Source organism: Nonomuraea sp. NPDC049486 (assembly GCF_040676925.1).
In the GTDB taxonomy this organism is placed as follows: Bacteria; Actinomycetota; Actinomycetes; order Streptosporangiales; family Streptosporangiaceae; genus Nonomuraea; species Nonomuraea ferruginea.
Map to the genome: position 1 here is coordinate 179,174 of NZ_JBFAPV010000005.1, position 20,960 is coordinate 200,133.

The 20,960-nt window shown below is 73.9% G+C and carries 11 protein-coding genes; 4 read left to right on the forward strand and 7 right to left on the reverse strand.

The annotated features are described in order from the left end of the window. Positions 1 to 3: 3 nt before the first annotated feature. The 4 genes from AB0K05_RS16965 to AB0K05_RS16980 are packed head-to-tail and all read right to left on the reverse strand — an operon-like array spanning position 4 to position 14,174. A complete protein-coding gene (locus AB0K05_RS16965; RefSeq protein WP_364229950.1) occupies positions 4 to 6,429 on the reverse strand; it encodes an amino acid adenylation domain-containing protein in 6,426 nt (2,141 codons plus the stop codon). Then, on the reverse strand, positions 6,419 to 10,522 hold the full coding sequence (locus AB0K05_RS16970) for an amino acid adenylation domain-containing protein (protein WP_364229952.1): 4,104 nt from the start codon (positions 10,520 to 10,522) through the stop codon (positions 6,419 to 6,421). The genes AB0K05_RS16965 and AB0K05_RS16970 overlap by 11 nt, the downstream gene beginning before the upstream one ends. Further along, positions 10,519 to 12,288: a carbamoyltransferase C-terminal domain-containing protein gene (locus AB0K05_RS16975; RefSeq protein ID WP_271279333.1), complete on the reverse strand. Its 1,770-nt coding sequence runs from the start codon at positions 12,286 to 12,288 to the stop codon at positions 10,519 to 10,521. Before AB0K05_RS16975 ends, AB0K05_RS16970 begins: the two co-directional genes overlap by 4 nt. Further along, positions 12,285 to 14,174: an amino acid adenylation domain-containing protein gene (locus AB0K05_RS16980; protein ID WP_271279332.1), complete on the reverse strand. Its 1,890-nt coding sequence runs from the start codon at positions 14,172 to 14,174 to the stop codon at positions 12,285 to 12,287. The genes AB0K05_RS16975 and AB0K05_RS16980 overlap by 4 nt, the downstream gene beginning before the upstream one ends. A 195-nt stretch (positions 14,175 to 14,369) precedes the next feature. Here AB0K05_RS16980 and AB0K05_RS16985 point away from each other — a divergent pair, with 195 nt between their 5' ends. Continuing rightward, positions 14,370 to 15,593 (forward strand): MFS transporter, encoded by a 1,224-nt coding sequence (locus tag AB0K05_RS16985; protein WP_187281040.1) that lies wholly within the window; start codon positions 14,370 to 14,372, stop codon positions 15,591 to 15,593. Positions 15,594 to 15,608: 15 nt separating this feature from the next. Here the strand turns inward: AB0K05_RS16985 and hemQ are convergent, their stop codons facing one another. Further along, complete coding sequence (gene hemQ, locus AB0K05_RS16990; RefSeq protein WP_148030366.1) at positions 15,609 to 16,310, reverse strand: hydrogen peroxide-dependent heme synthase; 702 nt, start codon at positions 16,308 to 16,310, stop codon at positions 15,609 to 15,611. After that, positions 16,307 to 17,719, reverse strand: coding sequence for a protoporphyrinogen oxidase (gene hemG, locus AB0K05_RS16995; protein ID WP_271279331.1), 1,413 nt, complete (start codon positions 17,717 to 17,719; stop codon positions 16,307 to 16,309). The genes hemQ and hemG overlap by 4 nt, the downstream gene beginning before the upstream one ends. A gap of 121 nt (positions 17,720 to 17,840) precedes the next feature. Here hemG and AB0K05_RS17000 point away from each other — a divergent pair, with 121 nt between their 5' ends. After that, a complete protein-coding gene (locus AB0K05_RS17000) occupies positions 17,841 to 18,749 on the forward strand; it encodes a DUF4349 domain-containing protein (RefSeq protein ID WP_364229955.1) in 909 nt (302 codons plus the stop codon). Between the two features lie 5 nt (positions 18,750 to 18,754). Here the strand turns inward: AB0K05_RS17000 and hemE are convergent, their stop codons facing one another. Further along, a complete protein-coding gene (gene hemE, locus AB0K05_RS17005; protein WP_364230417.1) occupies positions 18,755 to 19,753 on the reverse strand; it encodes a uroporphyrinogen decarboxylase in 999 nt (332 codons plus the stop codon). Between the two features lie 323 nt (positions 19,754 to 20,076). Here hemE and AB0K05_RS17010 point away from each other — a divergent pair, with 323 nt between their 5' ends. Continuing rightward, a complete protein-coding gene (locus AB0K05_RS17010) occupies positions 20,077 to 20,280 on the forward strand; it encodes a hypothetical protein (protein ID WP_148030362.1) in 204 nt (67 codons plus the stop codon). Positions 20,281 to 20,340: 60 nt separating this feature from the next. Then, positions 20,341 to 20,937 (forward strand): DUF3000 domain-containing protein, encoded by a 597-nt coding sequence (locus AB0K05_RS17015; protein WP_364229957.1) that lies wholly within the window; start codon positions 20,341 to 20,343, stop codon positions 20,935 to 20,937. The last annotated feature ends 23 nt before the right edge of the window (positions 20,938 to 20,960 follow it).

The following is a 20,960-nucleotide window of genomic DNA, read 5'->3' on the forward strand; positions in this document are numbered from 1 at the left end:
CTCTCATGACTCGGACGGCAGGAGCCGCGCGAGCTCGTCGTCCGGCAGGGCCAGGACGAGCCGGTCGAGCTCCGCGGCGAGACGTACGGCCAGCGCCGAGATGCGGGGTTCGGCCAGGATCTGCTTGATGCCGAGATCCACGCCGAACGCGGTGCGGATGCGGAAGGCGATCTGGACGGCGTCGAGCGAGTTGCCGCCGAGCTCGAAGAAGTCGTCCTCCACGCCGGGCCGCTCGATCTGCAGCACGTCGCGCCAGATGTCCGCGATCGCCTCCTCGACGGGGTCGCGGGGCGCCACGTACGGGGTGCGGGCGGCGGGCCGGTCGGCGTCGGGGACCGGGAGCGCGGCGCGGTCTATCTTGCCGTTGGGGTTCAGCGGGAGCCGGTCCATGATCATGACGGTGGTGGGGACCATGTGCTCCGGCAGCCGTTCGGCGAGGTGGCCGAGCAGTTCCTCGGCGCTGACGGCCGCGTTCGGCTGGACGTAGGCGAGAAGCCTGCCCGCGGGCGCGGTCACCACGCAGGTGGCCACCGCCGGGTGCGCGGCCAGGGACGCCTCCACCTCGCCCAGCTCCACCCGGAAGCCCCTGACCTTGACCTGGTGGTCGCGGCGGCCGAGGAACTCCAGCGTGCCGTCGGGCCGCCAGCGGGCCAGGTCGCCGGTGCGGTAGAGCCGGGCCCCCGGCGTGCCGGAGAACGGGTCGGCGACGAAGCGGTCGGCGGTCAGGCCGGGCCGCCGCCAGTAGCCGACGGCCACGCCGGGGCCGCCCAGCCACAGCTCGCCCGGCACGCCGACAGGGGCCGGGGAGAGGGTCGTGCTCACGACCCAGGCCTGGGTGTTGGCGATCGGCGGGCCGATCTGGCCGTTGGTGGCGGGGATGTCCGCCAGCGGCAGGCAGGTGGAGATGCTGGTCACCTCGGTCGGGCCGTAGATGTTGTGCAGGCCGGGGTGATCCGCCTGGCGCAGGCTGGCCAGGTTGACGCGCTCGCCGCCGATGTAGACCTGGCCGACGGTGGAGAACACGGCGGGCTCCGCGCCGACCGCCGAGTTGAACAGCGCGGTGACCAGGGCGAGCGTGGTGACGCCTTCCGCCTTGACCAGCTCGGCCAGGCGGGGCGGCGACAGCACCGTCTCGTTGGGGACGATCACCAGGCGGCCGCCGTTGAGCAGCGCTCCCCACAGCTCGAACAGCAGCGGGTCGAAGGAGGCGTTCGACAGCTGGGCCACCACGCTGTCGGGGCCGAGCCGCACGTAGTCGGTGCCGCACACCAGGCGCACGATGCCGCGGTGCGCCACCGCGACGCCCTTGGGCCGGCCGGTGGAGCCGGAGGTGTAGACGACGGTCGCCACCCGGTCGCCGCCGCCGTGGCCCGTCCCTTCCACCGTGCCGGGCTGCTCGGCGATGTCCTCCAGGGGCATGCCCTGTCCTTCGGTGAGCGGCAGGCCGGCCAGCAGGCGGCGGTGCCCGAGCACCACGCCCGCGCCGGTGTCGGCCAGCATGAACGACAGCCGCTCCGCGGGGTACGAAGGGTCGAGCGGAACGTACGACCCGCCGGCCCGCAGGATGCCGACGATCGCCGTGACCAGGTCGGCCGAGCGCTCGGCGCACAGCCCCACCAGGTCGCCGGGCCGCACGCCCGCCTCGCGGAGCCGCCCGGCGACCGCTCCCGCGCGCTCCCACAGCCGCGCGTAGCTCAGTCGTACGTCTCCGTCCACCACGGCCACGCTTCCCGGCCTGAGCCGTACGTGCTCGGCCACCAGCTCTTCCAGCGACCGCTCCAGCGGCGCCGGGCGTCGTGTGGCGTTCCAGCGCTCCACCTGCGCCCGCTCGGCCGGGGCGGCCAGCGACGCGGCGGCGACCGGCGACCGGGGGGCGGCGACGACCTGGTGCAGGGCGGTCAGGTAGGAGTCGCGGATGCGGCGGACCTGCTCGGGCGCGAACTCGCCGGAGTGGAAGTCGAGGCTCATCAGCAGCCCCGTGCCCGAGCGCGGGTTGCGCAGGAAGCCGCAGACGAACGGGTAGTTGGTCGGCTCGACCCGCACCGTGGTGAAGGCGTCCAGCTTGGGGTCGACGAAGGCGACCTCGCCGCCGTCGAGCACGTCCTTCAGCACGTGGAAGTGGTTGTAGACGAAGTGCGTCTCGTACAGCGGGCCGCCGCCCACCAGCTGCTGGATCTGCGACATGGGGAAGCGGCGGTGCGGCAGCAGGGCGTTCTCCTCCTCGAAGACGGCCCTGATGAGCTCCGCCCAGGTGCCGCCGACCCGCGCCCTGATCGGCAGCGAGTTGAGGAACAGGCCGCGCGACTCGGTGCCGTCGGCCTCCTCCAGCCGCCCGTTGAACGCCATGCCGGTGACGACGTCCTCGGTACCCGCCAGGTAGGCGAGCACGCGCAGGTGCACGGCCAGCAGCACGCTCTTCAACGGCACCCCGAGCTGCTCGGCGACCCGCTCCAGCCCCTGGCACAGATCGGCCGGGATCTTGGTCTCGCGCCAGGCGTAGAACTCGCTGCTGCCCTCGGGAAGGGTCCAGTCCTCCACCGTGTACGCCGGGGCGATCTCGTCGGCGGGGCACTCCGCCGGCCAGCGGGGCAGCGTCAGCCGCTCCAGGCCGGCCAGCCGCTCAATCCACCAGGCGCGCTCCTCGCCCGACTCCACCGCCTGCCGTTCCGCCTCGACGTAGTCGCGGTAGGTGGAGGCCGGAGGCGGCTCGGCCGCGGCGGCGGGGTCCTTCAGCAGAGCGAGGTATCGCTCCAGGATCTCGGCGATCGTCGAGTGCAGGCTCCAGCCGTCGAGGATGGCGTGGTGCTCGACCAGCGTCCACTGGAAGGTGTCGTCGCCGCGCCGGTGGACGAAGAAGCGCCACAGCGGAGGCCTGGCCAGGTCGAAGGGGCGCTCGCGCTCCCGGTCGACCAGCTCGCCGATGATCCGCCCCTGCTCCTCGGCGTCCATCCCGCGCAGGTCCGCCACCTCGATCGGCAGCTCGGCGGCGCGGTGGACAAGCTGCAGCATGTCGCTGTAGCCGCTGAGGTGGAACGAGGTCCGCAGGATGTCGTGGCGCCGCACCACCTGCGCGGTCGCCTCGCGGAACGCCTGCTCGTCCCACGGCGCCCGCAGGTGGAAGCTGTCGACGTTCTGGTAGAGCATGCGGTCGTCGGACTCCATGTGGAAGACCATCCCGACCTGCAGCGCGGCCATCGGGTAGGCGTCGACCACGTCCTCGGGCAGCCTGGCCCGGTCCTGCTCCGACACCAGCGCGAACAGCTCCCGCTCCCGCTCCACCGGCGCGGCGGGCGTGATGCCGGTGGCCAGCTGCGCCACGGTCGGCAGCTGGAAGAGCCGCTGCAGCTCGAAGTCGAGCCCGCGCTCGCGGGCCAGCGCCAGCACCTGGACGCTGCGGATGGAGTCGCCGCCCAGGTGGAAGAAGTTGTCGGTGACGCCCACCCGTTCCAGTTCGAGCACCTCGGCCCAGACGGCGGCCAGCACCCGCTCGGTCTCCGTGCGCGGCGCGACGTGGGCCCGGCCCAGCGCGGGCCGCTCCTCGGCGGGGTCGGGCAGCGCGGCCCGGTCGATCTTGCCGTTGCGGCTCTGCGGCAGTTCGTCGAGGATGATCACGACCGAGGGGATGAGGTGCGCGGGCAACCTGGGCTCCAGGAACTCGTGCACCTCCTCGACGCTCAGCTCGCCGCGCGACTCGACGTAGGCGACCAGGCGTCGCTCCGGCGAGCCGTGCGCGACGACGACGCACCGGCCTGCCCGGGGGTGCTCGCAGACGGCGGCCTCGACCTCGCCCGGCTCGATGCGGAAGCCGCGGATCTTGAGCTGGTGGTCGGCGCGGCCGTGGAACTCCAGTGTGCCGTCGGGCCGCCAGCTCGCCAGGTCGCCGCTGCGGTACATGCGCGCCCCCGGCCGGCCCGAGAACGGGTCCGGCAGGAAGCGCTGGGCGGTCAGGTCGGGCCGCTTCCAGTAGCCGCGCGCCACACCGTCGCCGCTGACGTGGATCTCGCCGATCACCCCGGCCGCGACCGGCAGCCCGTCGCGGTCCAGGACGTGGATGCCCAGGTCGGGCAGGGGCACGCCGATCGGGCTCGTCCGCCCGTCCAGCAGGTCACCGGTGAGCGGGGCGTAGGTGCTGTGCACGGTGGTCTCGGTGATGCCGTACATGTTGACCAGCCGCGGGGCGTCCTCGGGGTGGCGCTCCCACCAGCGTCGCACCGAGTCCCGGTCGAGCGCGTCACCCGCGAAGACGACCAGCCGCAGCGCCAGCCCGGCGGCCCGGCGCTCGTCCACGCCGACGAACTGGCGGAAGACGGCCGGGGTGGCGTTCAGCACGGTCACCCGTTCGCGGGCCACGAGGTCGTAGTACGCCTCGGGCTCGCGGCTCTCCCAGTGGCTCACGACGACCAGCCGGCCGCCGGTGGCCAGGCAGTTCCACACCTCCCAGACGGAGACGTCGAAGGAGCTGGAGTGCAGGAGCGTCCAGACGTCATCGGGGCCGAAGCCGTAGGCGGGCCGGGTGCTCTCCAGCAGCCTGACCACGTTGTGGTGGGTGACCATGACGGCCTTGGGCGTGCCGGTGGAGCCGGAGGTGTAGATCAGGTAGGCCAGGTCGCCGGGGTCCGGCCCGCGGCCGTCGTAGTCGGCCTCGGCGGCCGGCGCGTCGGCCAGGACCGTGCGGTGGTCCCCGTCCGGCAGCTCGACGCCGCGCTGCGTGACCACGATCTCCAGCTCGGCGTCGGCCAGCATGAACGCCAGCCGCGCCGCCGGGTAGGCGGGGTCGAGCGGCACGTAGGCCGCGCCGGTGCGCAGGATGGCGAGCATCCCGACGACGAGCTCCGCGCTGCGCCGGCAGGCCAGGCCGACCAGGTCGCCCGGCCCCGAGCCCAGCCGCGCGGCCAGGGCGCCCGACCGCTCCCACAGCTCGGCGTAGGTGAGCCGCAGCGGTCCGTCGGTGATGGCCACGGCATCCGGCCGTGCCCTGACCTGCTCGGCGACCAGACCGGGCAGGGTCGTGCCCGGTTCGATCCGGCGGGCCGGGCCCGACCAGCCTTCGATGAGCCGCTGCTCGGCTTCCGGCAGCGCGCTGATGCGCGAGACGGGCAGGTGGGGCGCGGCCAGCAGACCGGCGAGCAGGGTCTGCCACTGGTCGGCCAGCCGCCGCGCGGTCCCGGCGTCGAAGAGCGCGGTCGCGTACTCCAGCTCGACGCGCAGCTCGCCGTCGCAGTCGACCACGGTGACGGTCAGGTCGAACTTGGCGGTGCCGGTGTCGGCGGGCAGCTGGACCGCCTCGGCGGCGCCCAGCCGCCAGCGGGAGCGCTCCTGCCTGTGCAGGCCGAACTGCACCTGGACCAGGGGTGGGTGTGACAGCTCGCGCTCCGGCTGCAGCGCGTCGACCAGCGCCGCGAACGGCACCTGCTGGTGCGCCTGCGACTGGGCCGACGACTCGCGCACCCGCTCCAGCAGTTCGGCGAAGGTGGGGTCGCCGCTCAGGTCGGCCCGGACGACGAGCGTGTTGACGAAGAAGCCGACGAGCTCCTCCAACTCGGGAGCCGGTCTTCCGGCCACCGGTGTGCCGATCACCAGGTCGGTGCGCCCGCTCCAGCGGCCGAGCACCAGCGCGAAGGCCGAGAAGAGCACCTCGAACACGGTCGCGCCGGACGCCCTGGCCAGGTCGCGGACCCGTTCGGGGGCGGGGAGAAGGAAGTGCTCGGTGGCGCCGCCGTACTCCTGGACCGGCTGGCGGCGGCGGTCGGCGGGCAGTTCGAGCAGCGGCGGCAGGCCCTCCAGGTGCTCACGCCACCAGGCCAGCCCCTCCTCCAGCGGCCTGGCCCGCTCCCACGCCGCGTAGTCGGCGTACTCGACGGGAGGCGCGGCGGGCTCGCCGCCCGCCAGCTCGTCCAGCAGCAGCCCGAGCGACCAGCCGTCGACGGCGATGTGGTGGAAGGAGATCCACAGCAGGTGGTGCTCGGCGGTGCGGCTGATCAGGCCGGCGCGCAGCAGCGGCGCCGCCGCCAGGTCGAAGGGCTCCCTGACCCGCTCGCCGGCGAGCCTCGTGGCGGCCGGCCAGGCGGACGCCTGCTCGTGACTCCACGGCACGTCGGCCCGCTCGTGGACCCGCGTGCGCGGACGGCCGCCGGCGCCCACGGTGAAGGCGGTGCGCAGCACCGCGTGCCGGTCGGCCAGCCCCTGTACGGCACGGCGCAGCTCTTCCGGGTCGGCGGGACCGTGCAGTTCCAGCAGCACGGGCACGTTGTAGAGGGGGGTGCCGGGCCGCCACTGGTCGAGGAACCAGAGCCGCTCCTGGCCGGACGACAGCGGGTCGTCGCCCGGCCGCCTGCGGGGCACCGCCGGCGAGGCGGCGACCGTGTCGCCGAGGCCTGCCTCGGCGAGCAGCTTGTCGATCAGCAGCTCTTGTGCGCGGTCAGTGTGCATCTGCGATCTCTTCCTCCGCGCCCACGCGGGCGTGCCGTACCTGCAGGACGATGGCGGCTATCCGGTCCAGCCGGTCGGGATCCGCCTCGCGTAACGCGGCGGCCAGACGCCGGACGGTCTTGTGCCGGAACAGGTCGCGGACCGACATCGAGGTGCGCAGGGCGCGCTCGGCCCGAGTGGTGACCTTGACGGCGTGCAGCGAGTGGCCGCCGAGCTCGAAGAAGTCGTCGGTGGCGCCCAGCCGCTCCAGGCCGAGCACCTCGGCCCAGATCTCGGCGAGCAGTTCCTCCACCGGACCCGCGGGGGCGACCGCCTCGGTCTCGGCGCGCCCCTCCTCGGGCACCGGCAGCGAGGACGTCTCGACCTTGCCGTTGGGGCCGAAGGGGATCCGGTCCACCAGGATCACGTGGGCGGGCACCAGATGATCGGGCAGCTCACGTGCCAGGGCCTCGCGCACCGCCCCGGACGTCAGCCCGGCTCCGCCTGCGGGCTGGAGGTAGGCGATCAGCTCCACCGGGGCGTCCTGCGGGTTGCGCGCGACGACGGCGCAGGCCCGCACGCCGGGCAGCGCCGACAGGGCCAGCTCGACCTCGCCGGGCTCGACGCGGAATCCGCGGATCTTCAGCTGCCTGTCGATGCGGCCGAGGTATTCGAGGGTCCCGGCGGGCGTCCAGCGCGCCAGGTCACCGGTGCGGTAGAGCCGTCGCCCCGGCTCGACGGAGAAGGGGTCGGCAACGAAGGCACCGGCGGTGGCGCCGGGCCGCCGCCAATAGCCCCAGGCCACGCCGGGGCCTCCGAGCCACAGCTCGCCCGGCACCCCCTCGGGGGCGAGGTCACCGGTGTCCAGGTCGACCACGTAAGCGGTGGTGCCGGAGATCGGCCGGCCGATGGGGCCCCGGGTGGTGGGCGGCTCGGCGAGCGGCTGGCAGACGGAGAAGGTGGTGACCTCGGTCGGGCCGTAGGCGTCGTACAGGGTGCGCGGACCGCGCCCGCCGCGCAGCACCTCGCCCACCCTGGCCACGTCGAGCGCTTCACCGCCGACGCAGAGGTGGTCGACGGTGGCGAAGGCGCCCGGCTCCTCGGTGGTGACGGCGTTGAACAGGGAGGTGGTCAGGAAGAGCGTGGTGACGTGCTCGGCCCGGAGCAGCTCGGTCAGCGCCGACGGCGCCAGGACCGTCGCGGGCGGGACGACGACCACCCTGCCGCCGTTGGCCAGCGCGCCCCAGACCTCGAAGGTGATGGCGTCGAAGGAGGCGTTGGACACCTGGGCGAGCACGGTCGTGGTGTCCAGCGGGACGTAGTCGGCGCCGTGCACCAGGCGGACGACGCCGCGGTGCGGGACGACGACGCCCTTGGGGCGGCCCGTGGAACCGGAGGTGTAGATGACGTAGGCGGCGTCCTCGGGACGGATCGGCACCTCGGGTCCGGTCGCCGGGCTCAGGTCGCCGTCGATCGCGATCGTCTCGGTTCCCGTACGCGGCAGCGCGGCCAGCAGGCCGCGGTGGCCGACGAGCGTGCCCACGCCGGTGTCCTCCATCATGAAGGACAGCCGGGCCGCCGGGTAGGAAGAGTCGAACGGCACGTAGGCCGCACCGGTGCGCAGGATCGCGAGCATGGCGACGACCAGGTCGGCGCCGCGGTGGCAGGCCAGGCCGACCAGCTCGCCGCGACGCGGCCCGAGCCGTGCGGCCAGCGCTCCGGACCTGGCCCAGAGCTCGGCGTAGGTGAGCTGGACACGTCCCGCCGACACGGCCACCGCGTCACCGCGATCGGCCACCTGCCGGGCGACCAGCTCCGGGATCGTGGCACCGGCGTCCGTGACGCGGTCCCAGCTCGCCTGCTCGTCAGCGGCGCGGGCCCAGCTCGTGAGCCGGCGTCGCTGGCCGGGAGGCAGCACGCCGATCCGCGACACCGGCTCCCCCTGCCCCGCCAGCAGCCCGCGCACCAGCTCCAGCCACTGGTCGGCCAGCCGGTCGGCGGTGGCCGCGTCCAGCAGGTCGGTGGCGTACTCCACCTCCAGCAGCATCTCCCCCGGCGCCTCGTGCAGGGTGAACATGAGGTCGAACTTGGCCGTCCCGGTGTCGGCCTGCCGCAGCCGTGCCGCCAGCCCGTCGGCCAGTTCCCAGTCGTGGTGCGAGGGCCGGTAGTGCGCGAAGGCCACCTGCACCACCGGCGCGTGGCTCAGCGCCCGCTCCGGCTGCAGCGCCTCCACCAGAAGGGAGAACGGCAGCTCCTGGTGGCCGAGCGCGGCGGTCGCGCTGTGCCGTACCCTCTCGACGAGCTGCGCGAAGCTCGGGTCGCCGCTCACGTCGGCGCGGACGACCAGGGTGTTGACGAAGAAGCCGACGAGCGGCTCCAGCTCGGGCAGCGGCCTGGCCGCCACCGGGGTGGCGATGGGCAGGTCGCTCCGGCCCGTCCAGCGGCGCAACAGCAGCGCGAAGGCCGACAGCGTCACGTCGAACACGGTCGCCGAGCGCGACCGCGCGAAGTCCGCCAGGGCCGCGGCCAGGTCCGGCGGCAGCACCCGGCGTCCGGTGCCGCCGAGGAAGCTCTGCACCGCCGGGCGCGGCCGGTCACCAGGGAGCTCCAGCACCGGCGGCAGCCCTGCCAGGTAGGAACGCCACCACCGCAGGTCGTCGGCGACGGGACGGCCGCGCTGCCAGGCCGCGTAGTCGGCGTAGCCGAACTCGTCCGGCGGCGGCAGCGGCAGCCCGCGGTAGGCCGCGCCCAGGTCGTCGAGCAGGTGACCCAGCGACCAGCCGTCGACGGCCAGGTGGTGGATGCACAGGTACAGCAGGTGCCGGTCCGCCGCGAAGCTGACCAGCCCGCCCCGGATCAGCGGCGGGACGCTCAGGTCGAACGGCTCGGCGACGTGTTCGCGCACCAGCCGCCAGGCGTGCGCCCGGTCGTCGGCCTCCTCCCGCCGCCACGGCACCTCGGCGTCGCGGGTCAGCGGCCTCGGCCGGCCGTCCACGCTCTCGAAGGCGGTGCGCAGCGCCGGATGGCGGTCGGCCACGCGCTGCAGCGCCTCGCCCAGCCGGTCGGGGTCCACCGGCCCGGTCAGCTCCAGCACCAGCGGCACGTTGTAGAGGGCGGTGCCGGGACGCCACTGCTCCAGGAACCACAGGCGCTCCTGCTCCAGCGACGCCACGGCGGGCCCGGACGCGCCGGTCAGCGGGCGGGCCGGGCCGGCCGCGGCGCGTTCGACGACCTTGGCGCAGGCGGCCAGCGTCGGGGCGGTGAACAGCTCGTCGAAGTGCACCTCGACGCCGAAGGCCGCGCGGATCCTGCTCAGGGCCATGGCGGCCAGGATGGAATGGCCGCCGACGGCGAAGAAGTCGTCGTCCACGCCGACCCTGGGGACCTCCAGCACCTCGGCCCAGATGGCCGCCAGCTTCCGCTCGGTGGGAGTGCGCGGGGCGACGTAGGGGGTCTCGTCCCAGTCCCGGGGCGCCGCCACCGGTTCGGCGGCGACCACCACATCCGCCAGCGGCGCGTCCGGCTCCTCGGCCAGGAGCAGCAGGAGCGTCTCCAGGCGGTCCAGGTGCCAGCGCATCGCCGGCTCGGTGTAGCGGTCGGCGTCGTAGTCGCACTCCAGCAGCCAGCCGTCCGCGGCGCCGTTCAGCAGGAACACGCAGTCGCAGTCACGCAGCTCCAGTGCCACCCGCTGGGCCTCGGCCCGCCCGATCCCGGCCGCCACCAGCACCCGGGGCTCGTCGTCCCGGTCCCCGCCCAGCCGGGCGCCGTCGCGCGAGGCGGAGCTCAGCAGATCGCTCAGCCGGGTGCCGGGACCCACGGCGGATCTCAGTGCCACCAGCCCGGCGTCCGCCGCGCCCGCCGCGCCTGCCGCGCCCGCCGCGCCTGCCGCGCCTGACGCGCCTGCCGCGCCTGACGCGCCTGACGCGCCCGCCGCGCCCACCATGACCTCGTCCGAGTCCGGCCCGGCGATCAACGCCATCGCCGCCGCCGCGAGCCAGGCCAGGGGCGTCCCCGGTGCGGCCGGGACGGAGAGGCCGGCCGACAGGTGCCCGCGGACATAGCGGGGCCGTACGGTCGGCGCGACGTCGGCCGGGAGCGTGGTCGCGCGGTTCACGTCGTGCTCCCCGGCAGCACCACGTGGTCGCCGATGACCAGCCGGTCCAGGCCGGCGCGCAGGAAGGTGTCGACCGCCTCGCGCGGCGTGCGCACGATCGGCTGGCCGCGCATGTTGAACGAGGTGTTCAGCAGCACGGGCATCCCGGTGCGCGCACCGAAGGCCTCCAGGAGTCCGTGGAGGAGGGGGTTGGCGTCGGGCCCGACCGCCTGGACCCGGGCGGTGCCGTCGACGTGGGTGACGGCGCCCAGCCGGTCGCGGTGCTCGGGGCGGGTGCGCGTGGTGAACAGCATGTGCGCGTACTGCCGTTCCCGCCCGCGCCCGATCTCGAAGAACGTCGACGCGTCCGCCTCGGTCACCACCGGGGCGAAGGGCCTGAAGTCCTCCCGCTTCTTGATCAGGTTGTTGATGTGGTCGCGCATGCGCGCCTCGCGCGGGTCGGCCAGGATGCTGCGGCAGCCCAGCGCGCGCGGGCCGAACTCCATGCCGCCCTGGAACCAGGCCACCACCTCGCCCCGCTCCAGCGCCTCGGCGACCTCCGCCAGCAGCTCCGCCTCGTCCGTCACCCGCCGGGCCCGCACGTCCTCCCTGGCCGCCAGGTGCTCGGCGATCTCGCCGGACTCGTACGCGGTGCCCCAGTACGGCATCCGCATCGGCTGGATCGGCGTCTCCGGCTTGCGCGTCGCGTGCAGGTAGAGCGCCGAGCCCACCGCCGTCCCATCGTCGCCCGCGCCCGGCGGCACGAAGACCCGGTCGAACAGGCGGCTGCGCAGGATGAGCCCGTTGGCCGTGCAGTTGAGCGCGACACCGCCCGCGTAGCACAGGTCCCGCAGCCCGGTCTGGCGGCGGAAGTGCCGCAGCACGTGCAGCAGGCAGTTCTCCAGCGCCGCCTGCGCCGCCGCCGCGACATCCATGTGCCGCCGCTCGATCGGCCCGCCCGGCTCCCTGGCCGGTCCGAACGTCTCTTCCAGTACGGCCAGCACGCCCCGGTGCGTCTCGCGCTGCAGCAGGTCGCCGTCGCGGGCCAGCAGCGGGAGGGCGAACTCGGGGCCGGGGCGCAGGCGCACCAGCTGCCGCATTTCGCGCTCGTAGCGGGTGCGGTCGCCGTACGACGCCAGGCCCATCATCTTGTACTCGTCGAGGGCCATCTCGAAGCCCAGGTACAGGGTGAACACGCCGTAGAGGGTGCCGAGCGAGTGCATGGCCGGGACCGTGTGCAGGACCTCCAGCTTGCCGCCGGTCCCGGCGAGCACGGTCAGGCTGTCGGTCTCGCCCCGGCCGTCGGCCACGAGCACCAGGCAGTCGTCGAACCCGCTCACGTAGTAGGCGCTGGCCGCGTGGGCCAGGTGGTGCGGGACCGGCGTGAAGCGGGAGCGCACCGCCGCGCCGGGGAAGTGCTCGGCGAACCAGCCCACCTGGCGTTCCGGGTCGTACACCTCCGTGAAGCGCCTGGCCAGGTAACCGTCGCCGGACTCCAGCTCGGACCGCTCGTGGGCGAAGCCGTGGCCGATCAGGTCCAGGTCGTCCAGGCCGAGCCCGGCCCTGTCGAGGCAGAACCTGATGGCGTTGACCGGGAAGCGGCCGGTGGACTTGTCGCCGGTGAACCGCTCCTCGGCCGCGGCGGCCACGATCCGGCCGTCCACGACCAGCGCCGCTGCCGAGTCGCGGCCCTGGCTGATGCGGTACTCCCGCTCCGACAGCCCCGGCAGTTCGCGCCGCTTGAACTCCTCGGAGTCGTGCAGGCCACTGATACCCAGGATTCTCATCGCGCCTCCACGAGGGTCTCCGCGTGCGTCTGGAGCGCGGACCTGTCGATCTTCTGGCTGCCCGTCAGGGGAAGGGCGGGCAGGATGGCGACGTGCTGCGGCATCAGCGCGCGCGGGAGCCACTGCTCCAGGTGCTCCCGCAGCTCGGCCCCGCGCAGGCCGTCCGCCTGGGCGTACAGGACCAGCCGCTTGTCGTTGGCGCTGTGCTCCACCACCACCGCCGCCGCCCTGACGACCTGCCGGTGCCGCTCGGCGACGGACTCGATCTCCTCCAGCTCGACGCGCTGGCCGCGCAGCTTCACCTGGTGGTCGACGCGGCCGTGGTAGGCCAGCGTGCCGTCCTGGCGCCACGCGCACAGGTCGCCGGTCCGGTACACCCGGCCCAGGCCGGGATGCTCCTGGAAGACGGCGGCCGTCCGCGCGGGGTCGCCGACGTAGCCGAGCGCGAGCTGCGGGCCGCTCAGCACCAGCTCGCCGATCTGCCCGACGGGGGCCGCGCGGTCCCACTGGTCGAGCACGGCGGCGCGGATGCCGGGCAGCGGCCTGCCGATCGGCACCGGGTCCGCCGGCGGATCGGGCACGTGATGGAGGACCGTGTAGATGGTGGTCTCGGTCGGCCCGTAGCCGTTCCACACGCGGGCTCCGGTGCGCTGCAGCCCGGCGGCCAGGGCGGCGCTGAGCGCCTCGCCGCCCGCGATGACGTCCGCGCCGGCCAGGCTGCCCGGCTCCAGGTACGGCACGGTCATCCGCCAGGTGGTGGGCGTGGCCTGGACCAGGTCCAGGCGTCTGCCGGAGAGCCAGGCCGCCAGTCGTTCCGGGTCCCGCTGCAGGTCCTCGCCGACCAGCAGGAGGCGGCCGCCGGTCGCGAGCGGCAGGAAGATCTCCATGGTCGACATGTCGAACGTCAGCGTGGCCATGCAGGTGACGCGCGGACGGTCGGCGCCGATCAGGTGAGCGATGGCGCCCACGCAGTGCCGCAGCGCGGCGTGCGGGATGGCGACCGCCTTCGGCGTGCCGGTGGAGCCCGACGTGGACAGCGCGTAGGCCACGCCGTCGAGCTCCACCGGAAAGTCCGGCGGTGCGACCGCGGCTTCGGCGCCGGTGTCCAGGCTGAGCTGGACGCAGCCGGGGACGTCGACGCCGGACGGCAGCACCGCGAAGCGCGCTCCGGCCGCCTCAAGCTGGCGGCCCAGCCGGAGCGGCGGGTGCGCCGGGTCGAGCGGCAGGAAGCCGGCGCCCAGCGACCAGGTGGCCAGCAGCGCCGCGATGGTCTCGATCCGGCGCGGCAGGCCGATGCCGACGAGGTCGCCACGGGCGACCCCGGCCCGCGCGAAGCCCGCGGCGACGGCCGCCGTCAGCTCGCCGAGCCGCCGGTACGTGACGACCTCGCCACCCTGCTCGACGGCCACCTCGCCGGGCCGGGAGACCATGTGCTCCCGGATCATCGACGCCACGGTGCGGTCGGTGTCCCAGGCGCGCTCGGTGTGGGCGCCCGCGACGACGCGCTCATCCTCCTCGCCCCACAGCCACGCCCGCCCCGCCGGCTGCTCGGCGTCCGCGGCGAGGACGGCGGCCAGGTGCCCGCGCAGCAGCGGCTCCGCCTCGACGGAGCGGGCGCCGAGGTCGGCCACGAGCGTCCGCCCGCCCGCGCTCACCGGCACCACAGGACCGGCCACACCGGGCACGGCCGCGGCGTGCCCGGCCACCGCGCTCAGGGGCGCCCGCCACGGCAGCCGGACCTCGTGCCCGCAGATCTCGCCGCTCAGCTCATCGGCGCCGGCCCGGCGGGCGAGCACCACCAGCCCGGCCGCCGCGACCACCGCACCGGAAGGGACGTCGAGTTTATCCGCGAGCCGTTCCGCGGCCTCGAATATCTGATTTTCCATGTGGACCACGCCAATTCGCAAGAGTGGGAATTCCACGAAACTCCGCGTGCTGAGCAGGAAGCTATCCCGGGGTCGCGCCCCGCCACGAGCAGGGGGACGGCAAGGTGGCAAGTTCGCGCCAGGTTGGGCCGGGCCGCCTCCGGCCGGTGTTACAGTGACGCCCGATAAGCAGCCGCGATGGGAAGAGAGCCGAAAATGGCGCAACTACTCAAGCGCCCGCAGATGCGCTTCTACATTCTCGGTGACGTGCTTTCCAATCTCGGCGACTACGCGCTTTTCCTGGCAATGGCCATTTGGGTGAAAACGCTCACGGGAAGCACGCCGGCCGCCGGGCTCGTCATGTTCGCCTTCGCCGGCGGCAGCCTGGTGTTACCCCTGTCGGGCCTGCTGGTGGACCGCTTCCGCCGCCGCCCGCTCCTGGCCGCCTCGTACCTGTCCTCGGCGGCCGTCGTCCTCCTGCTCCTGCTGGTCGACGACCGGGACGACGTCTGGCTCGTCTACGTGATCATGTTCCTGTACGGCGCGCTGGGCAGCGTCACCGGACCCGCGCAGAACGCCCTCCTGCCCGCCGTCGTCCCGGAAGACCAGCTCGGCGACGCCAACGGCACGGTGCAGGCGATGCGCGGCCTCCTGCGGGTGTTCGCCCCGATCATCGGCGCCGGGGTGTTCGTCTGGCAGGGCGCCCAGGTCGTCGTGGTGATCGACGCGGTGGTCTTCGTCGTGGCGGCCGTGGCCGTACTCCTCATCCGGGTCTCCGAGCCGCGCCCCACCAGGACCGGCCAGTCCCTGATAGCCGAGACCACGGGCGGGCTGCGCTTCCTGCGCGACGCCGCCAACCTGCGCAGGCTCGTCATCGCCTGCGCGCTCACGATGCTCGTCATCGGCTTCTTCGAGTCCATCGCCATCGCCGTCGTCACCGAGGGGCTGGCGCGCCAGGCCACCTTCCTCGCCGTGCTCGCCGGGGCGCAGGCGGTCGGCACCATCGCCGGCGGCGCGCTCGCGGGCGGGGTGATCCGCCGCGCCGGCGAGCGGGGGCTGGTGGTCGTCGCGCTCGTCATGGTCGGCGCGAGCAGCCTGCTGCTGACCGTGCCGATCGCCCCGGTGGTCATCGCGGGCATGCTGGTGCTGGGCGTGGCGGCGCCGTGGATCGTCATCGGCGCCACCACCTCGCTCCAGCGGCGCACCCCGGAGGACCTGCGCGGACGCGTCTTCGCCGCGTTCGAGTTCGGGGTGACCGTGCCGCAGGTCGCCTCCATCGCCGTGGGCGCCAGCTTGATCGCGGCTCTCGACTACCGGGTGATGCTGGGCGTGGTCTGCGCGGTGGTGCTGCTGGCGGCGCTCGTCCTCGGCACCGGCCGCCCGGACGAACCGCCGGCCGCGGAGTCGCCGGACGCCGAGCAGGACGCGGTCACCCGCTGAGACAGCCGGGAAGGCTCAGGGCAGATCGGCCACCAGCTCGCGGACCGGCTTGCGGGTGCCGGTGTAGAAGGGGATCTCCAGCCGGGTGTGCCGCCGGGCCTCGGCGCCGCGCAGGGTGCGCATCAGGTCGACGATGCGGTGCAGCTCGTCGGCCTCGAACGCCAGCATCCACTCGTAGTCGCTGAGCGCGAAGGAGGAGACGGTGTTGGCCCGCACGTCGGGGTAGTCGCGCGCCATCCGGCCGTGCTCGGCGAGCATCGCCCGGCGCTCGGAGTCCTCCAGGAGGTACCACTCCAGCGAGCGGACGAACGGGTAGACGCACACGTAGGCCCGCGGCTCCTCCTCGGCCAGGAACGCCGGGATGTGCGACTTGTTGAACTCGGCGGGCCGGTGGAGCGCCATCGCCGACCAGACCGGGCGGCTGTGGCGGCCCAGCTCGGTGCGGCGGAAGCGGGAGTAGACCTCCTGCAGGGCCTCCGCCGTCGGGGCGTGCCACCAGAACATGAAGTCGGCGTCGGCGCGGAACCCGCCCACGTCGTAGAGGCCCCGGGTGACGACGTCCTTGCCCGCGGCCTGCTCCAGGAGCTCCTCGACCTCCTCGCCGACCGCGTCGCGGGCGCCGGTGACAGGCGCGCTCGCCTGGAACACCGACCACATGGTGTAGCGGATCACCTGATTGAGATCGCGGGCCTTCGGCCGCGCTGCGTCCTGCGTCATGATGTCGATTCTCCTCGTCGGGACAGGTGGTCCAGGATCCGGGAGGCGGCCGTGCGCGCGGTCGCCAGGCAGGCGGGGATCCCCAGCCCGTCGTAGGCGGCCCCGCACACCGCCAGCGCCGGCTGCCCGGCGACGGCGGCGTGCACGCGCGCCACCCGGTCGATGTGACCCACGTTGTACTGCGGCAGGGCTCCGCCCCACCGGGTGACGCGGGTGTCGAGCGGGAGCCCGCGCGCCCCCATGACCTCGCTCATCTCGGCCATGGCCACCGAGACCAGCTCCGCGTCGTCGCGTTGCAGCAGGTGTTCCTCGCCGATCCGGCCGATCGAGCAGCGCACCAGCACGAGGTCGCGCGAGAGGTGGGGCCACTTGACCGAGCTGAACGTGACCGCCTTGACGGCCCGCCCCTCGACCGGCGGCACCAGGTAGCCGCTGCGCGCGGGACGCTCGGGGAAGGCGCCGGCAGGGTAGGCGAGGGTGACGACGGCCATGCTGGCGTACTCGACGCGCGCCAGCTCGGCGGCCGCCCCCGGCACCTCGGCCTTCAGCATGCGGGCCGCGGCGGGGGCGGGCACGGCGACGATCACCGCGTCGGCCTCGATGGTCTCGGGCCTCGGCACCGGCCCGGCGACGAGCCGCCAGCCGTGCGGGGTGCGGTGCAGTTCGCGTACGGTGACGCCGGTCCTGACGTCGGCCCCGGACGCCTTGGCGACGGCCTCCGGCAGGCTGCCCATGCCGTTGCGTAGCGTGGTGAAGACCGGGCCGGCGTCCTTCGGGGTCTCTGCCACGATGTGGCGGGCGGCGGCGAGCAGGGAGCGCTCGGCCCGGGCCGCGGCGGCGACGCGCGGCATCGTCGCCTCCAGCGAGAGCATGTCGGAGCGGCCCGCGTAGACGCCGCCCAACAGCGGCTCGACCAGCCGGTCGAGCACCTCGCCGCCCATCCGGGCCCGGATGTAGGCGGCGACGGACACGTCGGTGCGGACCAGGGTCGCGGGCATGATCTGGTCGAGCGGCACCCGCAGCAGGCCGCCCGCCGACAGGATGCCGGACCTGGCCAGCTCGGCCAGGTCGGACGGCACGCCCATGACCTGGCCCTTGGGCAGCGACCGGAGCGCGCCCCTGGTGTAGATGGCCGACGAGGCGGCGCCGGGGGTCATCAGGTCGTCGCCGAGCCCGACCGCCCCGGCGAGGTCCTTGCCCTCCGGCCGCCTGGCGAGCATGGCCTCGGCGCCGGCGTCGAGGCTCACCCCGGCCACCTCCGTGGCGTACAGCTTGCCGCCGATGCGGGGGGCGCCCTCGACCACCGTCACCTTGACCCGCTCGCCCGCGCTCTGCCTGAGGTGCCAGGCGGCGGCCAGGCCGGAGATCCCGCCGCCGATGACGGCCACGTGTGCCCGATTACCTTCCACGCTTTCCGACGCTACCGCCCCGGAGGGCCGGTCAGCTGCTCGGGGGCGTGACCGTAACGTGATCCTTGCCATCAAACCGGCCCAGGCCGGGAGCCGTCTCAGGGGCATGAGGAGAGCACAGATGATCGCCGCGCTGGTGACGGGGTGCGCGGCCCTGATGGTGACCGGCTGCGCCGGCGGCGGCGGGTCGGCGGCCGACTCCGCGGCCGCCCCGGCCTACGCGACCGGCGAGGCCTCCGTCATGGCCTCGGAGGCTCCGGCCAGGGCCGAAGCCCAGAAGCAGGACTCGGGCGGGCGCAACCCCGCCTCCGGGGTGGAGGTCACCCGGCAGGACCGGCAGGTCATCTACACCGGCCGGATGACGGTGCGGGTGAAGGACGTGACGGCGGCCGCCCAGCAGGCCAAGGACGCCGTCACCGGGGCGGGCGGCCATCTGGCCAAGGAGGAGAGCCGGTCGTCCGAGCGGGCGAGCGCGTCGGCGGAGCTGGAGTTCAAGATCCCGCCCGCGCGTTACCCGCACGTGCTGACCCGGCTCGGGCGGGACCTGGGCGAACGGCTGTCGCTGAACCAGGAGACGGAGGACGTCACGGTCCAGGTGGCCGACGTGGAGAGCAGGGTGAAGTCGGCCGAGCGGGCGCTCGAGTCGCTGCGCACGCTGCTCACCAAGGCGGACACGATCGGCCAGGTGCTGGACGTGGAGCGCGAGATCGCCACTCGCGCGGCCGACCTGGAGTCGCTGCAGGCCCAGCGCAAGAGCCTGGCCGAGCAGACCGCCATGGCCACGCTCACGCTGCGGCTGGTGGGCCCGGCCGCGGCGGTGTCGCTGCCGGCCGACGAGCCCGCGGGGTTCCTCGGCGGCCTGCGCGCGGGCTGGGACTCTCTCGTGACCTTCCTGATGGTGCTGGTCACGGCGCTCGGGGCGGCCCTGCCGTGGCTGGCGGTGATCACCCCGCCGGTCGTGCTCGCGCTGGTGATGGTACGGCGGCGGCGACGTCGCAGGACACCCGCGCCGGACCCGTCGGCGGCCTGACCCGCTCAGAACTCGTGGACCAGGTCCGTGAGCCGCTTGAGCTGGTCGGGGTCGACGGACGGCAGCACGCCGTGGCCGAGGTTGAACACGTGGCCCTCGGCCGCCGCGCCGCGCCGCAGCACCTCGCGAGCCTTGCGCTCGACGACCTCCCACGGGGCCAGCAGGACGGCCGGGTCGAGGTTGCCCTGCAACGCCTTGCCCGGCCCGACCCGGCGGGCCGCCTCGTCGAGCGGCACCCTCCAGTCGACGCCGACCACGTCGGCCCCCGCCTCGCCGAGCAGCCCCAGCAGCTCGCCGGTGCCGACGCCGAAGTGGATGCGCGGCACGCCGAGGCCGGCCAGGCCCTCGAAGATGCGGCGGGTGTGGGGCAGCACGAACTCGCGGTAGTCGTCGGCCGCCACCGCGCCCACCCAGGAGTCGAACAGCTGGACGGCGGAGGCGCCGGCCCGGATCTGGACGCGCAGGTGTTCGAGGACGATGCCGGCCAGCCGGTCCATCAGGTCGTGCCACAGCTCGGGCTCGCCGTACATCATGGCCTTGGTGCGGTCGTGGTTCTTGGACGGCCCGCCCTCGATCAGGTAGGAGCCGAGCGTGAACGGGGCGCCGGCGAAGCCGATCAGCGGCGTGCCGCCCAGCTCGCCGGTGAGCGCCTCGATCGCCTCGGTGACGTACGGCACGTCGCCGGGCTCCAGCGGGCGCAGCGCGCCGAGCCCGGCCCGGTCGCGGATGGGGTCGGCGACGACCGGGCCGACGCCCGGCTTGATGTCGAGGTCGATGCCGATGGCCTTGAGCGGCACCACGATGTCGCTGAAGAAGATGGCCGCGTCGACGCCGTAACGGCGGACCGGCTGCATGGTGATCTCGACGATCAGGTCGGGCGTGGCGCAGGCGGTGAGCATGGGCACGCCCTCGCGCACCTTGAGGTATTCGGGCAGCGAACGCCCGGCCTGGCGCATGTACCAGACAGGGGTGTGCGGGACCTCCTGGCGGCGGCAGGCGCGCAGGAAGGCGGAGTCGTCGAGGTTCACCCTTCAAGGGTGCCATGACGGGGTGGCGGTCCCGCCATCGGCGCGTTGTGCGGAAAATCCCGCCGGTTCACCCCCGATTCATGATCAGATGTGGGGGTGGACGTTTCAACGCCGGCCCGCGGGGTCGAGGTCGCCCCTCGGGACGGCCGGATGCCGGTCTCGGGTGGGCCAATTATCGGCAAAGGCGCCGCGCGGCATCGATTCGGCATCCACTTTCGGGACACGCCGAGCGCGTTGCGCGGAAATGTCAGTCGCTCGTGCCACCGTCGGAGCCACGACCCGAAGAAAGGCCCCGGTTCATGACAGCGTTGTGGAGTTCCGCGGAGTGCCGCAGCGAGCACTGCGCGTCCTGTGCCGGCGAGCGGCCGTTCGAGCAGCCGGGCTGCGCCGACGGGCACGAGCCGGGTGAGTGCCCGGAGTGGGCCTGCGTCTCGTGCGGCCACGCGATCCTCCTCGGTTCGGCTCAGACCGCCCGCCCGGTCCGCCTGCTGGCGACGGTGTGACCACGCACGATGAGCACCCCCGTGGTCCCCTTCCGTCCCGCTCCGGCCTACTCTTCGACTATGACCCTCGGTGACGGGCCGTCGGCTCCCGCGGCGTTCCTCCGCGCGGTCGAGAGCCTGCGTCCGGCCGAGGTCAGGCCGGAGATCGAGCTGGAGGATCTGCCCGCGCCGCAGCGCCTGGCCCCCCACTCGGCGGCCATCGGCGCCTCGGTCTACCGCGACGACGACGAGCTGGCGGTCGGCCGGCTGATCCTGCTCTACGACCCCGACGGCCAGCGCGGCTGGGACGGGCCGTTCCGGCTGGTGGCCTACGTGCGGGCCGACATGGAGCCGGAGATCACCTCCGACCCGATGCTCGGGCCGGTCGCGTGGAGCTGGCTGACCGAAGCGCTCGACGCTCACCACGCCGACTACTCCGCCGCCGGCGGTACCGTGACAAGAGCGGTGTCCGAGGGTTTCGGCAACAAGGCCGACGATCCGGTCACCACCGAGCTCGAGCTGCGGGCGTCCTGGTCCCCCGCGCAGGAGGATCTGTCCGGACATGTCGCCGCCTGGTGCGACCTCATGTGCGTGGCTGCCGGGATCCCGCCGCTTCCCCCTGACGTGGCCGCCATGCCCCGCAGACCCGAAGATCCGGAGAGTGACCGAACGACGTGAGGGCACCAGACAACACAGCACCG